Annotated in this window: 20 protein-coding genes and 1 pseudogene; 8 read left to right on the top strand and 13 right to left on the bottom strand. The window is 53.3% G+C overall.

The window, feature by feature from the left end:
- Positions 1-361 precede the first annotated feature (361 nt).
- Genes ABIE59_RS16150 through ABIE59_RS16160 form a run of 3 tightly spaced genes read left to right on the top strand, consistent with a single transcriptional unit; the run spans position 362 to position 5,724 of the window.
- Positions 362-1,237, top strand: a complete 876-nt coding sequence (locus tag ABIE59_RS16150) for a TolC family protein (RefSeq protein ID WP_502915379.1) — start codon at positions 362-364, stop codon at positions 1,235-1,237.
- A gap of 24 nt (positions 1,238-1,261) precedes the next feature.
- Positions 1,262-2,512, top strand: a complete 1,251-nt coding sequence (locus ABIE59_RS16155; protein WP_068351585.1) for an efflux RND transporter periplasmic adaptor subunit — start codon at positions 1,262-1,264, stop codon at positions 2,510-2,512.
- A gap of 14 nt (positions 2,513-2,526) precedes the next feature.
- Positions 2,527-5,724 carry an efflux RND transporter permease subunit gene (locus tag ABIE59_RS16160; RefSeq protein WP_068351588.1) on the top strand — a complete coding sequence of 1,066 codons (3,198 nt, stop codon included), beginning with the start codon at positions 2,527-2,529 and terminating at the stop codon, positions 5,722-5,724.
- A gap of 87 nt (positions 5,725-5,811) precedes the next feature.
- Here ABIE59_RS16160 and ABIE59_RS16165 read toward each other — a convergent pair whose 3' ends face one another.
- Both ABIE59_RS16165 and ABIE59_RS16170 read right to left on the bottom strand, forming a co-directional pair.
- Entirely contained in the window at positions 5,812-6,240 is a 429-nt protein-coding gene (locus ABIE59_RS16165) for an ATP-binding protein (RefSeq protein WP_227513205.1), read from the bottom strand.
- 6 nt (positions 6,241-6,246) lie between these two features.
- A complete protein-coding gene (locus tag ABIE59_RS16170; RefSeq protein ID WP_227513206.1) occupies positions 6,247-7,179 on the bottom strand; it encodes a hypothetical protein in 933 nt (310 codons plus the stop codon).
- 310 nt (positions 7,180-7,489) lie between these two features.
- Between ABIE59_RS16170 and ABIE59_RS16175 the strand changes: the two genes are divergently transcribed.
- Positions 7,490-7,720 carry a hypothetical protein gene (locus ABIE59_RS16175; RefSeq protein WP_004581712.1) on the top strand — a complete coding sequence of 77 codons (231 nt, stop codon included), beginning with the start codon at positions 7,490-7,492 and terminating at the stop codon, positions 7,718-7,720.
- 529 nt (positions 7,721-8,249) lie between these two features.
- Positions 8,250-8,978, top strand: a complete 729-nt coding sequence (locus ABIE59_RS16180; RefSeq protein WP_058341911.1) for a TorF family putative porin — start codon at positions 8,250-8,252, stop codon at positions 8,976-8,978.
- Positions 8,979-9,101: 123 nt separating this feature from the next.
- On the opposite strand, the gene ABIE59_RS16185 is transcribed toward ABIE59_RS16180, so the two are convergent.
- The 3 genes from ABIE59_RS16185 to ABIE59_RS16195 form a co-directional block, all read right to left on the bottom strand.
- Positions 9,102-9,788: a response regulator transcription factor gene (locus ABIE59_RS16185; RefSeq protein WP_004581714.1), complete on the bottom strand. Its 687-nt coding sequence runs from the start codon at positions 9,786-9,788 to the stop codon at positions 9,102-9,104.
- Between the two features lie 209 nt (positions 9,789-9,997).
- On the bottom strand, positions 9,998-11,278 hold the full coding sequence (locus tag ABIE59_RS16190) for an ATP-binding protein (RefSeq protein WP_226595800.1): 1,281 nt from the start codon (positions 11,276-11,278) through the stop codon (positions 9,998-10,000).
- Positions 11,279-11,339: 61 nt separating this feature from the next.
- Positions 11,340-12,502, bottom strand: a protein-coding gene (locus ABIE59_RS16195; protein WP_113880238.1) for an IS3 family transposase whose coding sequence is annotated in 2 segments (ribosomal slippage) — positions 11,340-12,241 and positions 12,241-12,502 — 1,164 coding nt in all. Because the reading frame shifts where the segments join, the coding sequence is not laid out codon by codon here.
- 21 nt (positions 12,503-12,523) lie between these two features.
- On the opposite strand from ABIE59_RS16195, the gene ABIE59_RS16200 reads away from it, so the two are divergent.
- A complete protein-coding gene (locus tag ABIE59_RS16200) occupies positions 12,524-13,630 on the top strand; it encodes a TolC family protein (RefSeq protein ID WP_235853723.1) in 1,107 nt (368 codons plus the stop codon).
- Positions 13,631-13,985: 355 nt separating this feature from the next.
- On the opposite strand, the gene ABIE59_RS16205 is transcribed toward ABIE59_RS16200, so the two are convergent.
- The 8 genes and pseudogenes from ABIE59_RS16205 to ABIE59_RS16240 form a co-directional block, all read right to left on the bottom strand.
- A complete protein-coding gene (locus ABIE59_RS16205; protein WP_011784772.1) occupies positions 13,986-14,708 on the bottom strand; it encodes a cytochrome c biogenesis CcdA family protein in 723 nt (240 codons plus the stop codon).
- Positions 14,709-14,734: 26 nt separating this feature from the next.
- Positions 14,735-15,211: a hypothetical protein gene (locus ABIE59_RS16210; RefSeq protein WP_011784773.1), complete on the bottom strand. Its 477-nt coding sequence runs from the start codon at positions 15,209-15,211 to the stop codon at positions 14,735-14,737.
- Between the two features lie 36 nt (positions 15,212-15,247).
- The gene (locus ABIE59_RS16215) at positions 15,248-15,679 is read right to left on the bottom strand and encodes a c-type cytochrome (RefSeq protein ID WP_011784774.1); all 432 of its coding nucleotides are present in this window, start codon (positions 15,677-15,679) and stop codon (positions 15,248-15,250) included.
- Positions 15,672-16,526 (bottom strand): WD40/YVTN/BNR-like repeat-containing protein, encoded by an 855-nt coding sequence (locus ABIE59_RS16220; RefSeq protein ID WP_011786664.1) that lies wholly within the window; start codon positions 16,524-16,526, stop codon positions 15,672-15,674. The genes ABIE59_RS16215 and ABIE59_RS16220 overlap by 8 nt, the downstream gene beginning before the upstream one ends.
- Positions 16,527-16,536: 10 nt before the next feature.
- The gene (locus tag ABIE59_RS16225) at positions 16,537-17,049 is read right to left on the bottom strand and encodes a DUF411 domain-containing protein (protein ID WP_011786663.1); all 513 of its coding nucleotides are present in this window, start codon (positions 17,047-17,049) and stop codon (positions 16,537-16,539) included.
- A gap of 99 nt (positions 17,050-17,148) precedes the next feature.
- The gene (locus ABIE59_RS16230) at positions 17,149-17,454 is read right to left on the bottom strand and encodes a hypothetical protein (RefSeq protein ID WP_011784777.1); all 306 of its coding nucleotides are present in this window, start codon (positions 17,452-17,454) and stop codon (positions 17,149-17,151) included.
- A 110-nt stretch (positions 17,455-17,564) separates the two neighbouring features.
- Positions 17,565-17,873: a hypothetical protein gene (locus tag ABIE59_RS16235; RefSeq protein ID WP_223268882.1), complete on the bottom strand. Its 309-nt coding sequence runs from the start codon at positions 17,871-17,873 to the stop codon at positions 17,565-17,567.
- Between the two features lie 386 nt (positions 17,874-18,259).
- Positions 18,260-18,625 (bottom strand): annotated as a pseudogene (locus tag ABIE59_RS16240) (Tn3 family transposase); the annotation flags it as partial.
- Between the two features lie 510 nt (positions 18,626-19,135).
- Between ABIE59_RS16240 and phnC the strand changes: the two are divergent.
- Both phnC and phnD read left to right on the top strand, forming a co-directional pair.
- Positions 19,136-19,981 (top strand): phosphonate ABC transporter ATP-binding protein, encoded by an 846-nt coding sequence (phnC, locus tag ABIE59_RS16245; protein WP_011784779.1) that lies wholly within the window; start codon positions 19,136-19,138, stop codon positions 19,979-19,981.
- Positions 19,978-20,841 (top strand): phosphate/phosphite/phosphonate ABC transporter substrate-binding protein, encoded by an 864-nt coding sequence (gene phnD, locus ABIE59_RS16250; protein ID WP_011784780.1) that lies wholly within the window; start codon positions 19,978-19,980, stop codon positions 20,839-20,841. The genes phnC and phnD overlap by 4 nt, the downstream gene beginning before the upstream one ends.
- Positions 20,842-20,844 lie beyond the last annotated feature (3 nt).

Here is a 20,844-nt window from a genome sequence, read left to right on the forward strand (position 1 = left end):
GGTTGGTGTCATGACGATTCCTCTTGGGGTTGGTGAGGAATCCAGTTTGGGTAATCTTATAGCTGTGGGGTAGGTGCTGGTTTATTGGCGCTTACAGACTGTTAATTGGGCGAATTGGCTCACTGGCCAGATAAGCAAGCACCCGGAGGTACTGGCAGCGACAGAGCAGGCGGCAGCGCGGAAAGAGGACGCTGAGGCAAGCGAACAACCGCTGTATAACCCGGAGTTGTCCGTAGGAGCAGACAGAACGGGCAGTGAGAATAACTTTGAGGCAGGGCTGTCACAAACGATCGATTGGTCTGATCAACAGGGCGCATTACAGGAGAAGGCAAAGCTGATCAGGCTGTCTGCGCAAGCTGGCTTGAGCGAAGCAGTTCTGACACAAACGTCTGAATCATTGTTTGCGCTTGTCGAGTGGCGCGCCACTACGCTGTTTGAGGAAATTGCTGAATCCCAACAGCAGCGCCTGGATGCTTTGCTGGACCAGGTTGAACAGCGCCAGCAGGCAGGTGATCTGGGGCGTGCCGATGCAGAGCTTCTGTTTCTAAATCTATCCCGTCAGTTGAGCGAAGTCGCCCAGGCAAAGGCCGCAGTTGATCGGGCAGAAACTCAGGTTCAAGAACGTCTGCCGGACTGGAGGCCTCAGGATGGGGGAATCCCCGAGTATATATGGCCAGCGCTGGAGTCCCAGATTGGTGAGGCTGATCTGCTGTCACACCCGTCAATTGCAGTCGCTCGAGCCGAGTGGCAGGTGCTGAAAAGTGAGGCAGAGGTTGCGAGACGCAAAGCCACAGCATCGCCGACAGTAGGGCTGAGCGGAGGGCGTGACGGCGGCGAGAACGTGGTTGGCCTGACATTCTCGATCCCTCTGAACGTCCGTAATAACTACAGCGCTGAAATCCGGGCCGCGAATCGACGGGCTCTGGAGGCCGAAGCGCGGTTTCAGGCGCTCTACCGGAAACAACAATATGACCTGGCAGGCGCTCGCGCTTCCTGGAAGCGATACGACAAGCAACTTCGTCGATGGAAAGAACTATCCCAGGGGCGTGTACAGCGAAGTGCCGATTTGCTTGAGAAGCAGTGGCAGGTCGGCGACCTCTCCACCTCTGAGTATCTCCAGGCGTTAGGCCAGCGCGCGGAGAGCCTGAAAACCGGTATTGAACTGGAAAAGCTGGCGCAGCTGGGCCTGATTGAACTCTTGAGCCAGTCTGGCGAACTGATCACCCCCTTCCAATAATATTCTGGAAACTGGATAGTCATCATGAAAAAAACTCTGATTTCAGTATTTGTATTGACGCTGTTTATAGCTCCCCCTTCATTGGTGCAGGCCGAGGAAGATGCGCATAACGAGGCGGGCCATGATCATGCCGCCGGTGGCGACGATCATCGAGAAGGTACCGGTGAAGAGGATGAGCATGAGGGCGGGCATGCTGAAGAACGTGAGCATGAAGAGGAAGAAGGTCATGGCCACGAAGAGGAGAGCGATGGTGGTCATGAAGAATCAACTACCGCAAGCATCAATGCCAAACAGAAAGAGCTCGCCGGCATTGAAGTAGCAACCCTCGAAAGCAAGCACGTTGACTATGAAATCTACGCTCCCGGTGAGCTGCTGACCAACGGCTATACCAGCTATCACGTGTCCCCCCGGGTTGCCTCAGTGGTGCTGCGGCGTCACGTGGAACTGGGTGAGCACGTAACCAAGGGCCAGCCGCTGGTAACCCTGTTCAGTGAGACGGTGGCACAGGCGCAGGCGGATTACAGGAAGGCTTTTCCTGAATGGAAGCGAATCAGCGGGCTGGGTCGTTCCGTGGTTGGCGATCAGCGGTTCAATACAGCGAAAGCCAACATTGAAGCAGCAAGGGCGACTCTGCTTGCTTACGGGCTGAACGATGATGACATTGGTGCGTTGAAGGCCAGCGGGGTGGATAGTCTCGGTGAATACATGCTCAGGGCTCGCGTGGATGGTGCAGTACTGACCGATGAGTTTGAGCAAGGACAAAGAGTTGAGGCTGGCCAGCCGCTGGTGACTCTTGCTGATGAGAGTGAGCTTTGGGTAGAAGCCCATCTGCCAGCAAGCTCCGACATTGTTCTAGAGAAGGGCGCGGAAGCCGAAGTCAGGGCAGCGGGTCGTGTGGGCGTGGCAACGGTGTCCCAGGAAGCCCACACCATTGATCCTGTGACCCGCACGCGGATTGTCAGGCTGGAGCTGGACAATCCTGAAGATCGTTTTCATCCAGGAATGTTCGCAGATGTGTATTTTCGTTTTAAGACCAGCGAGCCGGTGCTTGCCGTGCCGGAGACTGCATTGATGCGTGGCGCGGACGGCGACTGGACGGTCTATGTGGAAGAGGCCGAAGGCGAGTATGAACCCGTGGAAGTGGAACTGGGCCGCTCAATTGGCGGGCTCCGTGAGGTTTCCGGCCTGGCTGCGGGCCAACGAGTCGTTTTGCGGGGCGCATTTTTTGTGGCCTCTGAGATTGCCAAAGGCGGCTTTGATCCGCACAACCACTGATTCCGGGAGCCATTATGTTCAACCGAGTTGTCGACTGGGCGGTTCAGAACCGCCTGTTGGTTCTTATTGCGCTTGCAGTGCTTATCGCCACGGCCGCGTTTCAGATACCAAAACTGAATCTTGATGCTTTCCCCGACGTTACAAACGTCCAGGTCGCTGTTAATACAGAGGCGCCCGGACTTGCGGCTGAGGAAGTCGAGCAGCTGATCACCTATCCCATTGAAGCGGTGATGTATGCGTTGCCGGATGTTGAGGAGGTTCGGTCCATCTCCAAAACCGGGTTGTCTGGTGTCACCGTGGTCTTTAAAGAGGGCACGGATATCTATTTCGCGCGCCAACTGGTTTTCGAGCGGTTGCAGGCCGCGCGGGAGCTGATTCCGGACGGGGTCGGGGTGCCTGAAATGGGGCCGAATACGTCCGGTCTTGGCCAGGTCTACCAGTACTTGCTGATAGCGGACCCGGATTCGGGGTACGACGCAATGGAATTGCGCAGCTTGCACGACTGGCTGGTCAAACTGTTGCTGATACCGGCTGAAGGGGTTACGGAAATCCTGTCGTTTGGCGGAGAGGTCCGCCAGTACCAGGTTAACCTGAACCCGGCGCGAATGCTGTCCTATGACTTATCACAGAACGATGTCATGGAAGCCCTGGAGAACAACAACTCCAATGTTGGGGGCTGGTATATGGGCCGCGGGCAGGAGCAGTTGGTTATTCGCGGTATGGGCTGGCTGGGTAATGGCGAGCAGGGGCTCGAGCAGATCCGTCAGGTGCCCGTTAAAACCAGTGATGGCATTACAGTGACAGTGAACGATGTCGCCGAGGTAGCGCTGGGCACTGAAATTCGCCAGGGTGCGGTAACCATGACCCGGAAGGATGAAGCCGGTCAGGTTGAACAACTGGGTGAAGTGGTTTCTGGCATTGTACTCAAACGAATGGGGGCCAACACAAAAGCCACCATCGACGGCATCGAGGCCCGCATTGATCGCATAAATCAGGCGCTTCCGAGTGGGGTTCGTTTTGAGCCCTATTACAACCAGGCGGATCTGGTGACCAAGGCCGTAGAGACGGTGACCAATGCGCTTCTGTTGGCTTTTGTGTTTATTGCGATCGTGCTTGCCCTGTTCCTGATGAATCTGCGGGCAACAACGCTGGTGCTGCTTTCAATACCGATTTCCATCGGGATTGCCCTGATGATCATGGCCTGGTTCGGTCTCTCGGCCAACCTGATGTCTCTGGGCGGTATTGCTGTGGCAATCGGCATGCTGGTGGATGGCTCTGTTGTTATGGTTGAGAACATGTTCAAGCATCTGACCCATCCTGATGCTGAGCATGACGCCCGTCGGGATGAATTGGTGAAAAACGACCCTGACCCATTGGACGCGTCACACGATGACCATGGCATTGCGCTTCGACTGCAGGAGGCAGGCCGGGAAGTGGCGCGACCAATTTTTTTCGCGACGGCGATTATCCTGGTCGTTTTCATGCCTTTATTCAGCTTTGAAGGTGTGGAAGCCAAGCTTTTTCAGCCAATGGCGATCAGCATAATGTTGGCCATCGTGTCCGCTGTGATCGTTGCTCTGGTGGTTGTGCCGGCCTTGGCATCGTTTATGTTTCGCAAGGGTATTCGGGAGCGGGAAAGTTTCATTTTAAAGCCCCTCGAAAAGCTTTATCGCAAGGGCCTTGACTGGTCGTTGAAACACACCCGCTCTGTTGTCGGTGCAGCAGCTGTCCTTGTTGTGCTGGCGGCCTTGGTCGTGCCGCGACTCGGTACTGAGTTTGTCCCCGAATTGGAAGAGGGGACCATTAACCTCCGGGTAACGCTAGCCCCCTCATCAAGCCTTGATACCGCGCTTGAAGTGGCGCCGAAACTGGAGGCCATGCTGATGGAGTTTCCAGAGGTGACCTACGCGCTGTCCCGGGCGGGCCGACCGGAAATAGGCGGCGATCCGGAGCCCGTCAACAACATCGAAATCTACATTGGCCTCAAGCCAACAGCCGAGTGGACCAGCGCCAGTAATCGCTATGAATTGCAGGCCCTGTTTGAGGCGAAGCTCGAACAGCACCCGGGGCTACTGTTTAACTTTTCTCAGCCTATCGCGACTCGGGTTGATGAATTGCTGTCAGGTGTCCGCGCGCAACTGGCCATCAAACTCTTTGGCCCGGATCTCGACGTACTGGCGGAGAAAGGCCAGCAGATTGAAGCGGCGGTCCGAACAGTTCAGGGAACACGAGACGTGGCCATGGAGCAGATTGCTGGTGAAGCGCAGTTGGTGGTTCAGCCTGACCGTCAGGCACTTTCCCGGTACGGACTCGCCGTGTCTGATGTGATGAGTGTCGTCCGGGATGGACTGGGTGGTGCCGCCGCGGGCCAGATCATCAACGGAAATGAGCGGTACGATATCTATGTGCGTCTGGCCAAACGTTTCCGGGAAGACCGGGATGCCATTGCCGATTTCAGGTTACAGGCGCCGTCCGGAGCCTGGGTGAGACTCGGTGATGTGGCCGATGTGTCTATTGAGTCCGGCCCGCCTCAGGTGCGCCGCGATGACGTTCAGCGCCGTGTGGTCATTCAGTCTAATGTGCAGGGTCGTGACATGGGCAGTGTGGTTGCCGATATTCAGGATACCATCGCGACAGAAGTGAACCTTCCCCCCGGCTATTCGGTGGATATTGGTGGTCAGTTTGAAAACCAGCAACGAGCTCAGAAGCGATTGACCATTGTGGTACCTGTATCTCTGGGCCTGATCGCGCTGTTGCTGTACTTTGCTTTCAGTTCGGTTGGTCAAGCGCTGTTGATTCTGGTCAACGTGCCGCTTGCCGTTATTGGTGGCGTCTTTTCACTCTGGATCTCCGGCCAGTATCTTTCGGTGCCCAGTTCCGTTGGATTTATCACACTGTTTGGTGTGGCGGTGCTTAACGGGGTCGTAATGGTCGAAAGCATCAATCAGCGAATACAGGATGGGTTGAACGTGGATACTGCGGTGTTTGAAGGTGCCGTCTCCCGTTTGCGTCCTGTCTTGATGACAGCAATAACCTCGGCACTCGGTTTGATACCGATGCTATTGTCGACGGGCGTGGGTGCGGAAATCCAGAAGCCATTGGCCAGCGTGATTGTAGGTGGCCTCGTGACTGCGACTTTCCTAACGCTTTTTGTTTTGCCGGCTCTATTCACGCGCTTCTCAAGGTCTAAACTCGATGATATGCAACGGTAGAAGAGAGGTGGAAATACACAGTTTTGATCGCGAGCAGGGGAGGGTAATCCCTCCGTCATAGCGGGGCGGAGGAATTATGGTTGTGCTCTACTCTGGGAAAGGAAGCACAACTGTAATTCTGGCGCCCCCTGTTTCTGAGGGGCCAATGTTCATCCGTCCGAAATTGTCTTCTAGTATTTCGGACACGATGGACAGTCCCAATCCAAATCCAGAAACGGTTTCGTCAAGCCGGGAACCTCTATCCATCACTTTTGAGGCCGCTTCTGGAGTAATCCCAGGGCCGTCGTCTGCAACTTCTATCGTTAGCCCGGAATCGGTCTGGCTTATTGAAACGTCAATCTCAGCCTGACTCCATTTCCCGCCGTTTTCGAGCAGGTTACCGAATAACTCTGATAGGTCCTGACGCTCCATGGGCCAACTGAAGTTATTCGGCAAGGATGTATTAATACGGAAACTCTTATCGGGAAAGATTTTTTCCATGACAGAAATGACGTTGTTCGCTATTTCAATCGGCAAACATGTTTACCCCATCTGCCTGCCGGAGATATCTGCCTTGCTCATGCGGTAGTTCAAGGACCGGCTTAGATCCTTTAGGTTGGAGGTCATGAACTCTATGTCGTCGCGGGACGGAGGTAATGAACCAGTGTCTGACAAGATTGCGAGATTGGCAGAGATCGAGGTCTTGACCATGTGAGAAAGATCGGAATTGAGGCGGCGGTGGCGGTCAAGGCGACGACTTGCTAGTTCAAGTAGGTTATTGAACTGTTTGATCAGCGGACTGAACTCCTCTGGTGCGTCAGGATTCAAACGAGGTTGTTTGCCAGATTGCAGTCTCCTCATGTCTTCCTTGATGTGTTCGATCGGTTTCAAAGCGAGGTAAGTAATGGTGCCTACCAGAGCCAAGAGAACAACAAGTAATAATGCGGAGGCAGCCAGCAAGGTCAGGTGAGCCCCACTGGATCGCTCGGCGAGTCCACTTTCCATTTCCAGGATGGTGACTGACGAAAGCGGGCTGTCAATTCCGAAACCTCGTTTCAATCCAAGAAGGCCATCTGCACCTTGGGATATTTCTACAAAGCCCGCCGGCTTTCTTGAAACCATTCGCAACGTTGTTTGATCTATGTTGCTACTGGCAATGATGCTTCCGTCTTTCACTTCGACGACGAGGGCGTGCTCCAGTAGCAATTGGAATCGATCAATCATGCTGCCAATCTCGTCGGGCGTCGGAACTTCGTTTTCAATGATGGTTTGAAAACTCTCCACCTCCTTGTCAAGGCGATGTTTTCTGGACTCGTTCGAAAGCTGCTCTATTACATAAGTGTGCGAGAAAAAAATTAGTAAAAAATACAAGAGGCTGAAAGCGATGCCATATTGGAGGACAGTTTTTCCGATGCTTTTCTGCGCTGTCATGAAGGTGCTTTTGTCGATTGAGCGGAAGGCTTCAGTTGAAGGCACATAGAGGTGCTCTGATCGGAAAGCATAGTTGGAATCGAAGCGTGCCGCAACGGGTGCGAGCCGGAGCGAGGGACGCTCTGGTCTTCAGATCGGTCTGGCTTGGTCTTATCGTTCTTAGGCATTTGAATAACTTGATTTAGTGTCATCAAATCAAAGCCGACCTAAATGGCTTTTGAGCTTGTGGTAGCCGCTGAAAAAAACGTTTCATCAGCATATATTTTCAAGTGTGTTTAAAGTTTCGATGTTCTACTAAACACCCAAGGCCATTGAATGTTGCTGGTCTAATTGAAAAAAATGTCGGAGCCGTTTTATGAAGAAAGTATCCATGATTATAGTAGCTTCTTTCGTGGCAAGTGGTGCTTCTATAGCCCACGCAGGAGGGCAAGCGGACAGATACAACGAGGCAAGAAGCTATCCTAATAAGAGCATAGATGAACGTTCCTCCCAGTATCGTGTGGAAGAGAGCGAGACCATCAAAAAACTGAAGGAAGAACATAGATTGATTAAAGAGTTGATTGGGGATCTCTTGGAAAAGCAATAACATTTATCGTTGTTTACTTGGAGCCAGACGGGCAATTACGTGGCTCCAAGATTAATTTAATGGTAGATTTTTGTTAATTTTCCCAAAATTGCGAAAGTCGCGCTTTAGTATTGATGAATCTCGTAAGGAAGACAGAGCGCAAAATGTTGGAAAGCTGCATTCTTAACTAAGATATTTTGCAGTATTCATGGCTAATTCAGACCTCCCTCGATTTTTCATAAAACCATATCTAATCTAGAATTACCAAGTTAAAAATAGTTCTATTTTAGTCATCGTTTTTTCAATTCTTGTTCCTATTTGGTGCGCATTATTGATGAGCGCACTATCGACGAGCAATGCAACACTTGAAGCAGAGTGCTTATTGCATTGAATTGTTAAATATTTAATCATTTTTATGAACTGCGGCCCTGATTTGACAATAATTGCTCATAGAATAAGTTTTTTAAAAGGTGGCACAAAACGTGTATGCATTATAGGTGCGTTATTCAATGCGCAAATAACTAAGCTGCCCAAATAGAAGGTAAAAACGATGAAAAGACGTATCTCGACTAAAGATTGTTTGCTAAATGTTGGTTTGCTCGTAACTCTCCAAGCGGTCCCGTTAATTGCCAGCGCAGGTGTTAGTGCTAATTTGGGCATAACAAGCAACTACTTATTTCGCGGTGTGACACAAACAGATGGCTCAACGGCGACGCAAGGCGGGCTTGACTACGAACATGCGTCGGGGCTTTATGTTGGCGGCTGGGGCTCCAATGTGGATTTCGGCGATGGGACGAGCTACGAGCTTGATCTTTATGCTGGCTTCTCCGGTGTAATTGAGGATATCGGTTACGATGTTGGCTACATTTATTACTCTTACCCTGATGCTCCTGAATCTATTGATTTTGGCGAAATATACGGAGAGTTGAGTTACAGCATTGTATCTATAGGTGTTGCTTACACAGCAAACAGCGACGTAAGCGGCGAAGGGCTGTTCGTTCCAGGCGATATCTATTATTACGCATCAGTTGATGTGCCACTGGAAGACGATTTCAGCACAGGTGTTTTGATTGGCTATTATGATTTCACTGATGATGGCAAGGCGTCTATTGGCGAGGCGAGCTACGGACATGCAGCTGTTAACGTCACCAAAGATGCGGGAAGCTTTGGAGCTTTTAGTGTTAATCTGGAGTACGCTGATATCGATTCAAGTAACGCACTTGGTTCGGTCAGTTCGGACGACCCGAAGTTTTGGCTGGGCTGGACTAAGTCTTTTTAATCTATTTGGTATTTTTCACCGAAATGGTTAATCGTTGAGAAAGCTGGCCCGGTTTGTGGGCCAGCGCATTTATCTGGCGAGCCCTGGTCCTTGAGGAAAATGGTTAAATCACAGTAAAATCATTTAAGCTTCAACCCTTTTTTGAAGAGAATCTCTTGCAAAGTAATATCCTTGTCCTCTCAATGTTTTTATTCGTTTTTTTCCGAGTATCTTTCTGAGCCTGGCTATGTAGACTTGAACGACATTTCTGGTTGGGCACCTTTCGATATTATAGAGTGCTTCAACAAGTTCGTCCTGTGAGAAAACTCTGTCAGGAGAGCGAAGAAAGCATTGTAAAAGGCGGTACTCCGTTGCGGTTAGTCTGAACTCTTTATGATCGGGAGTTGTTAGGGTTCTATAGGTTGCATTAAGTAGAAAACCATCCACGATGATCTTATCAGTTGCTCGCCCGTCTTTTCTTCGTATTATGGCGCTAAGTCGAGCTTTTAGTTCATCGAATTCGAAGGGTTTTGGAAGATAATCGTCTGCCCCGGCATTCAAGCCCTCAACTCTCTCTGTCCAGTTGGAGCGGGCAGTTAAAATAAGAATAGCTTCATCTCTGCCACTGCTTCTCCATTTTTGCATCAAAGAAAGCCCGTTCTCGTCGGGCAGTCCTATATCCAGAATGATCGCCTGATAACTGCTTGTCTCTACGAAGAAATTTGCCTCTTTTCCGTTTTGGGCAACATCTACAGTAAAGTTTTCCTTCGCAAGCCAAACGGAGATTTTTTCTGCGAGTACCGCGTTGTCTTCGACAATTAGAACCTTCATCTATAAGCGCCGTCTCTGGATGTTGGAAAATTGTGGCTGTCGCCCTTCTCGAGAGCAAATCAAAATTAGCTAAGAGACCGGACTTCAAGCGACCCGCTATAACAACAGACGAAGCTGAATCTAGCTTGAAAAAGGCATTACGGTGAGGAAAGTTTTCTATACAAACACTATCCACATGTGATCGCTTAACCACATACCAGGTGGCCGGGTCAACGATTGATCACCGGGACCGCCCTGGGAAGGTCAACTATCACGGACAACCCACTTTTCGGAGCAGGTGAGAAGTTGAGGGTTCCACTGTAGCGTTCGACAATTTCTCGAACAATCGCCAGCCCAAGGCCATGGCCTGGGGTCTGCTCGTCCAGCCGCAACCCCCGTCGACCCAGATTGCCGATTTCAGCGTCCGCGACGCCGAGCCCATCGTCTGTTACGCCGATCTGCAGATTTCCGGAGTGTTGAACGAGTGACAGCTCCACGCATCGTTCCGACCATTTGCCTGCATTGTCCAGAAGGTTGCCCATGATTTCATTCAGGTCGTGCTCCTCGATCGGCCAGCGGGCGTCCTCCGGCAGGGAGCTCGACAGTTCAAAGGACTTTTCCGGGTATAGTCGCCCCAGCATCCAGACTAGATCCCGTGCCTGTTTCAGAGGGTAAGCGCTTTTCCCAACCTGTGGCCCTGCAAAGCGACTTCGGCGCATCTCGGCTTCAAGCTGTTTGTCGATGTCATTGAGTCTCGCGGTCATCTGAAGGCGGAGATCGTTGGAGAGCGGACGACTGGTGTCCTCAAGAATCTGCCGGACGGCCGCAATGGGGGTTTTGACGCTGTGAGACAGATTCGCCAGCGCATCCCTTGATCGTTCCAGGCGTTGATCCAGCGAGTCGAGCAATTGGTTGAGCTGCTGGACCAGCGGTCGAAATTCCTCAGGTGCTTGGACATGAATCCGCGAGACCTTGCCATCCTGAAGTCGCTTCAGCGTGGCCTTCAGTTCGACGACAGGGCGCATGGACAGATTGATACCGAACCAGATCACAACGACCAACAGCAGAATCAGCAGAATAGAGACGATGGCCGTCCACCCGTGCAACTCTGCCTGGCTGCGTTTCAGTGCGCCAAGATCCTCGGACACGATCACTACAATCGGCGTATCGCCGATCCGGAACGACTTTCGGTACGCAAGAATGCTCTTTGGGCCTTCGACGGTGTCCGCATCCCGAACACGAACGGTCCCATCCTTTGCTGATTCTATTAACGACGTTAACACCGGTGCCCAGGAATCCGGGGAAATGATCGTTCTGGACGGAGAATGTATGGCGAAGGCGTGGTGAAAGACTTCCTGAAAATAGTCACCAGTCTGGAGACTGTCCAATTGACCGCCAGAATCACGAATCTGATGCTCCAGAAAGGCGACCTCATCCTTGAGACGTGTCTCGACGAATTCCCGGGACATCCGGTCCAGTAAGAGGCCGTGAACCAGCCATGCAAGCCCCATTAGCGCAATGCCCGCTGGCAGTAGCAATAAAAGCAAGGTGCCTTTGTAGTGGTCAAGTGTTTTAGGCCACCATCTTTTGAGTTTTCCAGTAGGCCTGTTCGGCCACGTTCGGCGGCAATCCGCCGTTGTATTTGTGCGGTCGCAGCGCACTGTAATAGCCGATTATGTAGTCCGTGACCGATTGCTTCGCCGCGGCAAAGCATGGATACCCGATTTCCGGCACCCATTCTGTTTTCAGACTCCGGAAGAAGCGCTCTGTCGGGGCATTATCCCAGCAATTCCCCCGTCGGCTGAGGCTCTGTTTCATCTGGTAGCTCCATAACAACTGCCGGAACCTCAGGCTGGTATATTGGCCCCCCTGATCCGAATGGAACATGACTCCTGATGGCTTCCCACGGGATTCATACGCAATCGTCAGAGCCTTCTTCACCAGGTCTGTATTCGGCGACAGGGATATGGCCCAACCCACCGGTTTACGGGAGAACAAATCGATCACAACAGCCAGATAAGCCCAGCGCGCACCGGTCCAAAGATAGGTGATGTCTCCGGTCCATACTTGATTGGGCTCCTCTACGTCGAACTCCCGGTCAAGAAGGTTTGGAATATCCAGGTGCGGCTGATCGGCCTTCTTGTAAACGTGGCTTGGCGGCTGCGTACTGACCAGTCCCAGCTGCTTCATCCGTCGGCTGGCACGGTACCGGCTCAGCGGTATTCCGGCCTGTGTCACCATGCTGGCAATCGTTCGCGCCCCGGCTGAACCATTGCTGGTCTCGTGTGCCTCCATAACCTGCTCCTGGAGCGCTTGCTCAGCCTCACAGGGCGTTCTATCCCGGTCACGCCATGCCCGATAGCTACTGCGATGCACCCCAAACACCTGACACAGGCGCTGCACCGCATGGCTCTCTTCAAGTCGCTCGATTATCGAGAATTGCTCAGGGAGTCCGACATCAAGAGAGCGGTGGCCTTTTTTAAGATTTCTTTCTCTTCCTCCGCCCGACGAAGGCGGCGCTTCAGTTCCTGAATCTCACGCTGCTCTGTGGTCAGGGCCTCGCCTCTGGGCGCTTTGCCAGCCCGTTCGGAACGAAGTTTACGGACCCAGTACTCCATGGTGGATTTACCGACACCCATGGCATCGCAGGCAGCTTTCACTGTGTACCCCTGGTCGACCACCAGCTGGGCAGCCTCCAAACGGAATTCCGGGCTGAAGGATCTCTTTTTCGTCATCGTCTTCACCTGATTCATTATGTGAGTGATCATACACTCAAAATCAGGTGGCCAAAGTCACTATGCCACTACACAGATACTTGGGCCGACCCGGTCATCAAGTATGGCATTGCGCCTGAAACTCTAGAGGGACCTAATACAGTTGGGCATCGCTTTGAGGTAAGCCAGCAGCTGCCCTGGCCGGATCATCTGTCGGCGTCTCGCAAGGCAGCGGAGGCCGGAATGCTTGCCGCCCAGCAGGAGACTCAGTGGCTAATAAGGCAGCTGACAGCTCGCGTTAAGGAGGCGTATGCATATTGGTGGTATACCAATGAAGCGATCAATCTCCATCATGAGACACGCGCTTTGGTAGAGCAACTGGCCACCGTAACGGAACAGAGGCTTGACTATGGCATCGGCTCGCAAAGTGAAATGCTCAGGGTCAAAACGGAGTTGGACACTCTAGATGCCAGACTAGTAGAGCTGCAAGCGGAAAAGGCCGGGCTAGCCAGCGACCTGATTCCTCTGCTTGGGCGTCGTCCGACGGGGGCCAGTTTGCAACTGACGGAGGCATCTGAAACGCTTCTGTTCGCCGATGGACAGTTGGAACCAGATCATCCGCTGATTCGGGCAGCCGAGGCAAGGGAAGCCGAGGCGCGCGCGCGGCTGGATGTTGCCGAAGTCGATCGTAGACCTACGTTCACAGCTAATGCCGGCTATAACAGCCTGTGGGCTGACGAGAGAAAACGTTGGGTCGTCGGCATTGGCGTTCGGATTCCATTTAGTGGGCAGCGCCAGCACAGCGCCGTTCGAAAGGCGACTGCCGAAGCCTCACAAAAACGATGGCTGGCCACTCAGGATCAGCGGGAATGGCGGGCTTCGATCGCTAAACTGAGGGCAAGCGTTGAGGCCGGCCATGGTCGCCTGAACATCCTCAACGAGCGACACTTGCCAAACCAGCGCGCGCACTGGGAAGCCAGTCTGAACGAGCTGGCCAGTGGCACTGGCAGACTGGAGGACGCAATAAATAGCGCAAGACAGCTTACTGGGGTCAAACTCCGTCGAGCTGGGGTGATCCGTGATCTATATAGTGCCTCGGCCGGATACGAAGCCCTGATACCGGTGCGTACTATCAATGCGTTAAATTAAAGAGGTAATTCAATGGTCAAGTCTTCGGGCATTTTGGATAGCACCAGAAAGTTCCATTCCAAATGCCCGAAGACTCGAAAAAACCACTTGGACCAAAACTCATGAACCTTCCTGAATGTTCGCTTTGCGACCCCTGGTCACATTCCGGGCTCTGAACAAAAGCGAACGTTCACCATCCTCCACTGCGAAGCGGTTTTTAATCTAGTCCTGAAGAACAATGAGCCGCTTCAATCGTTCGGCAATGCAAAACCATTAGTTAACGAAATGGCAGCCCCATTTGTTCATGAAACCTGTTTATACGCAGTATTTGAGTATGAAGCCATGGACCGCTCCCTGTAGTTTGGCTGTAGGAAGCTCAACCAAGCCTTCCGAGAACCGGAAACGTCGACAACATCCACGACGCAAAGAGTGTCATCCGACCGGTGAGCACCATTACTCCCATTACAACGAGCACCAAGCCAGCAAGCGCTCTCAGTAGTCTACTCCAGCGACTGAGCCAGCGTACTCGTTGCCGAAAGTGTTCAATAAACAGGGCAGTTCCGAGAAAAGGGAGAGCTAACCCGAACGAATACGCCGCCAGATACAGCATGCCAGCCTCAGCATTGGCATGGGTGGAGCTGAGCGCCAATATGGCCCCGAGTATGGGGCCTATACAGGGTGTCCAGCCGATGGCAAACGCGATGCCCAGGAGGAAGGCGGCAGTGGGGCGCCCGCCTTCAAGAGACTGCCCAATGCGCCAGTCCCGCTGTAACGCCGGCATGCTCCACCAACCCAACATAAACAGGCCCATTAACACGATGAGCACGCCAGCCACCAGGTTGGCCTCTTCACGATAAGCCATCAGCCATTGCCCAAGAACACTGGCGCTTGCTCCCAGGGCAACGAATACGAGACTGAACCCCATCACGAAACAAAGACTCAGCCAGAACGCCTTCAACCGATTTGAAGCCTCAGTCAGAGCGCCTCCGGTAACAACCGACAGGTAGCCGGGAACCAAGGGTAAAGTACAGGGTGAGAAAAACGACACGAGACCTCCGGCAAACGCGGCGGCAATTCCCCAGGTTGCAAGATCAGGCATTCAGCCCCCTAAGTTTTGTTAGTTCGTTAAACCGCCCAGAAATCAAATTTGATGCCTTCCTTGGACGTGCCGTTGTCGATGATGGCCCGTGCGCGCCATAGCATTTTGCCGGTACCGCATTCCGGCAGGGTAATGGTTCCCTGGTAAACACCCTGGGTATGCGGTAACAGCTGGGTGCGGACCACGCCCATGTACATTTCAAGCCCTTCGAAATCCACGATCAGGGAGTCGGCTGTCACGTTGCCGAGATACACACGGATGGGAATCTCTGTCATCGATTCGATGGCTTCATTACCTAAGCCGACTGTGATGGTTTGATCGCCCTTTCGCCCGATACACTGACCTTTGAAAGGTGCGCATCCCTCGGTGGCGTAAAAGGTAACACCGGCATCCAGATCAGGCTTCAGGTACTGTGGCAGCACGAAGATTGCTGTGACCACAATGCTGAAACCGATGAGGCCGAATAACCATGACCACTTCTTAAAAAGCTGTTTCAATGCCATTTTCCAGTTACCAAAGACTTGAGGGAGGGTTGTTCGTTATTCCTGACTTTCGTTAGGTTGATAGCGGCGCTGGTCCTCGGTCCAGAGTGTTTTCAGGTAGTTGATCACCGACTGAATTTCCTGGTCGGTGAGGGTGTCCTCAAATGCTGGCATGGTCAGGCGGTCTGTTTTGTTGAAGGGATGCCGCCATCCCTCGGCAATCATCCTGAACAGCATGGCATCACTGTGGCGCCAGGTGTGGCCTGTCTCATCGTGAGGCGGTGGCGGCATTTCGCCTTTCTCATCCGGTTTGTTCCAGTCGGCCGCACCTTCACCCTGCCATCCGTGGCAAGCGGCGCAGTATTGCTCATAAATCTGGCGGCCCTCGGTTACTCCGGCCGGCACGCTGCCACTGTCTGTTGGCGCGCCCCCCGCCATCACAAGGGCCGGGGCAACGAGCAAGACCAGCGGGAAAGACCACTTATTCATAAACAGGAACCCATTCGCCAGAGGCGTTCTGCGAAAGCAACTCTCCGTTTTCAGTGCCGACCACGAGTCTTTCCGTGGGCGAGAACGTCAGAGCGGTCACCGCTTGGGGTATCTCAAGGCCAGCCCAGGTTTCGCCACCGTCAGAACTGCGGTGAAGTTCCCCCTCGATCACGGCGTAGACGTTTTCCGGGGCCCAAGGATCGTAATCAATGGCGGAAACAGTTCCTCGCAATTCGCCGGCATCGCCCCAGAAGCAGAAACAGTCCATGGATCGGGCCACACCGCGGGTGGTGCCGGCGAACAGCCAGCCACTTTCCATGCTGCCTGGCATATCGGAGTGCAGGAAGGCCTGCACCGGCTCCCGAGGGCCATTGTCTACCTTCACCCATTCGGCACCGTCGTCCCTGGATCGGAACATGCCGCCGTCACCGAGATAGGCGTAGAGCGTATCCGGTTGGGTGGCGTGGGCGGCAATCGCCGTGACACCCAGGTCCGGCAGGGTGTCATTGAGGGATTGCCAACGCTTGCTGGCCTCGTCATAGCGCCAGATGCCAAGGCCAGGCCCTGCCAGGTACAGGCTTTCGTCTCCGCCCTTTGCCATGGACCGGGGCTGGGCGCCGGAATCGGACGGTGGCAGGGGGATCTCGGTAGTGTTCTGGCTATCCAGGGCAAACAGACCGCTCTGCCGAAGCACCAGCAAAGCGCCAGATGAGTCCGTCGTCAGCGCTCTCACTGCTTGGCCCTCATTCACAGACTGGGCTTGAACCAGGGTCGGCATGACAGCCACGAACGCGAACAGAAAAAGTCTGGAGACTGCTGAATTCAGGCGGGAAACCATTGCTCTCATAGGGCTGACCTCAGTAATCCTTGTGCTCACGGAAAACCTGTTGCTGGCCATTGGCGTTAAAGGCAATGACCTGGTAATCGTCCTTCCGGCCGGTTTCCATGCCAGGGGTGCCATGGGGCATTCCGGGTACAGACAAGCCGGCCGTGTTGAATTGCGGATCCTCAAGGTAGGCCAGGATGTCATTGGCCGGCACATGCCCCTCAATCACCAGATCATCAACCAGTGCGGTGTGGCAGGACGCCATATCGCGTGGCACGCCATGCTGCTGTTTAATTTCATTAAGGTTGTCGGTTTCAACGATTCGGGTGTCAAAGCCATTGGTCGCGAGGTGCTCGGCCCAGGACTGGCAGCAACCGCAATTGGGGCTCTTGTAGATGGTGATGGTTTGGCCTGCCTCTTCACTCTCGGTTAGAGAAGCCGACGGCTGGGCGGATTCGTCGGCCTGGAGGGCCAATGTGGTGGCGCCAGCGCCGATAACGATAGCGGCTATACCCGTATACAGGGCGAGTTTCTTGGTCTTCATGGGAAATCCTCGTTTGTAATCGCTTATGGGCAGTGCAGGGCTCGGGGGTGCACATGCATCCCCGGCCCAGAGCTTCAGTTCATGAGGGTGCCCAAATGGTTATTTGGCGCCGGTGTCTTTGTCTTTCATGCCACCAGGCATGCCATCGTCGCTATGAGCCTGCATCATCTTCATGCAAGCCTCGGTCATGGCTTTACGGTCTTCCGGGGACATATCTGACATCATGTTCATCATCCCCATCATGCCGCCCATACCCTCCATACCGTGCGAGGACATCATGCGGCTGTGTTCGGAATGACCAGCCATCATGCCGGCGCCTTCGCCATGGGCAAGGGCAGAGAAAAGGGCGACGCTGCCGGCCAGAACGGCGGCGGTTACGGTGAGCTTGAGATTTGAATTACGCATTTGATTCACTCCAGTTAAAGCCTCGTTACGGATGAACGGAAGTACGAGACTTTGTTGCAAGAATTAACTTCAAAGAGCTTGCCGCGATGGGCAAAAACCCGGGTTAAAACTCAGGAGTGATGTTCTGGAGGGGGTGTAATAGAGGCCAGGAACGGATTCTGGTAAAGGGCCGCTCGGCCGATCAACACCGTTTGGGAACCGGTGTCGGTAAAACCGATAGAATGCCCCGGTAGTAGGGCAAAGCTTACGTTGACGCCGCATTTGACCGGCCCAGTGGCGCTTGGACAGGCCATTTCCGGGGCGGAAACACAATCCGGTTCTGTGTCTGAGGAGTAAGCGGTGTCTTCAGTCTGGTCCATCATCATGGTGCCGCAATCCGCCATCGCTGGCTCCGCCTGGCCGCCTGCTACTTTTGACAAAGCAAACGCCGGCGCGCTGATCACAAGAAGCAGTGATAGCAATAGGGAGATGATTGGGCGGTTCTTTGCGGACATCCTGATCTTTAGCACCAAGCTTTGAGGACATGAGCTCTGACATGCAATTACTCTGTCAGTTCCGAAGATCTTAGCACTTTTCTATTCCCAAAACACACTCGCCCGGTCGGAAAGGGAGTGGACTTTCCGATGACTAGCTGAACGTCTTATTTTGGCGCGGAGGAGGACTGGCAACAGTGGCGTTTGGCTAATCGGGCGAATACGACGGAGTGTCATCTCGCAGACATTCAAAGGCTCGACGAAGGATTACGCGTGGTTGAAGGGATGGGGGACAGAATGGGGTCAGCTCACGAAACGGAAAAAATCGTACGCTAAGACCTCTGCAGTGTTCGTAACGATCGGTACTTTCCTTGTTCGACCTGTTTGTCCTGCTGCCAGATATAGTCGCCGGTCAGGTTGATGTGCTCCCAGCCCAAGGGAGAAAGATGCCGCAGAAGCGTCTCGTCGATATCCCGGCCGTCTTCGCGCAGTGCTTGAACCGCCCGCTCCATATAAACCGTATTCCAAAGGATAATAGCGCTGACGACGAGATTGAGTCCGCTTGCACGGTAGCGTTGATTCTCGTAACTGCGATCGCGGAGTTCACCGAGCCGGTTCAGGAAGACGGCACGAGCCAGCGCGTTCTTAGCCTCGCCCTTATTCAAACCAACCTGCACGCGGCGACGCAGTTCGACGTTTGCAAAAATTGCCACGACTATTGAAATCGTTTTTTGGCCATCCGGATTTGGCTTATATCTCCGGGTAATGTTCGCTTACTTTATTTCGAATTAGTAAGTGCAAGGCTGTCCTTGCCCACCCTTAAGGCCACACCTTGAATTGCTGCCCGTTTCCAGATCCACCCCACCATAGTCAGCACCTGGAAGCGCGACCTATTGGAGAGCGCGTCCGACCTCCTCGAAGGCAAGAGTATAGTCGGTAAGCAATTCGATGAACTCAGCACGGACGAACTGTACCGTGAGATTCGCCGACTGACGGTGGAACGCAATTTTTGTTGCTTAAGCTCCTGGGTGGCTCGTTCCACTTTGGCTGAGCTCCATGTATTTCACAGAGCCCTTCGGAAAATCCTTGCGAACCAAAAGCACTTCATCAACCTGTCACGTCAGTGACACGACAGTGTCATCTCTCAGCTTTACCGTTCAATTGTAACTCGCAATACGGCGAGCTTATTTATTGCAAAAGGTGATCCTGTGGCGCCAACTCAATCAACCAATGTGATGCTTCGAGTCGAGAGTATGGGCGTAACCTACCCGGGAAACGTCCTCGCGCTCAAACCCACCAACGTTCACTTTCACAAGGGCGAATTCACCGTGCTACTGGGACTTTCAGGCGCGGGTAAATCCACTCTGCTTCGTTCACTGAATCACCTGGTTAAGCCCACAACCGGGAAGGTTGTGTCTGGCGAGTTTGGTGAACTGACCAACCGTAGAATCCTGCGACAGCACCGCAGCCGCACCGCCATGGTGTTCCAGCATCACCAGCTGATCGAACGATACACCGCGTTACAGAATGTGCTGACAGGCAGACTTGCGTATCACGGTACTTGGCGAAGCCTGCTTCCCCTGCCCCGGCAGGACCTGGAGTTGGCTCTGCAATGCCTCGACCGCGTAGGTCTGGCTGACAAAGCGCTTTCCCGAGTAGATCAGTTGTCCGGCGGCCAGCAGCAGCGGGTTGGAATCGCCAGAGCATTGGTGCAGCAACCATCCATGATTCTTGCCGATGAGCCCGTTGCCAGCCTGGATCCGGCCACTTCTGAAAAGGTACTCGGCCTACTGCGCGATATTTGTCAGGAAGATGGAATCACCGCGGTTATTTCCTTGCACCAATTGGAATACGCCCAGCGTTTTGCAGACCGGATCATCGGCCTTTCGAACGCTCATATCGTTTTTGACGATGCTCCTGAAAACCTGAAATCGAAACACCTGGACGAGATTTACCACCGTTCACCCAGCGTGGTAGCTGCGGAAGGCAAACCAGCCATCCATAAACCTAAGACCACCCCGATAACGACAGACGTACTGGAGATAGCACAATGAAGACAATGATTCACTCTTTGCTGGCTCTGATAATGATGCTCGGCATCCATTGGTCAGCCCATGCCGCAGATACAGACCCTGATCTTTTGAAAGTTGCCTTGCTGCCGGATGAGAACGCGTCAGAACTGATCAAGCGAAACCAACCTTTGAAGGATTACCTGGAAACCACTCTTGGTAAGGAAGTAGAACTGATTGTTACCACCGATTACTCCTCCATGATCGAAGCCATGCGTTTTGGCCGAATTGACCTGGCTTACTTTGGTCCGTTGTCCTATGTGATGGCCAAGAGTAAGAGTGACATTGAACCCTTTGCCGCCATGGTGGTAGACGGGAAGCCGACTTATCGCTCCATCATTATTGCCAATGCGGACTCTGGCGTTGGCTCCTTCGCGGATATCAAAGGCAAGAAAATGGCCTACGGTGACCGCGCATCCACTTCCAGCCACCTGATCCCCAAGACCGTACTCCTTGAGAAGGCAGAGCTCGAAGCCGGAAAGGACTATGAGGCTCATTTCGTCGGTAGCCATGACGCTGTTGCGGTTAACGTCGCCAATGGCAATGCCGACGCCGGAGGGTTGTCCGAAGTTATCTTCGAGCATGTGATGGACCGCGGTTTGATTGATCGGAGCAAGGTCAAAGTGCTGGGCTACAGCGGTGACTTTCCTCAATACCCCTGGGCCATGCGTTCGAACCTGGCCCCTGAGCTGAAGAGCAACATTCAGAAAGCCTTTCTGCAGATCGATGACCCGGAGATTCTCGACAACCTGAAGGCTGAGGGATTCGCGGCAATTACCGACGAAGATTACGATGTCATCCGCGCTATGGGTGGCCTGCTCAATCTTGATTTCGCAAAAATGTGAGGA

It is taken from the genome of Marinobacter sp. MBR-99 (assembly GCF_040547575.1).
In the GTDB taxonomy this organism is placed as follows: domain Bacteria; phylum Pseudomonadota; class Gammaproteobacteria; order Pseudomonadales; family Oleiphilaceae; genus Marinobacter.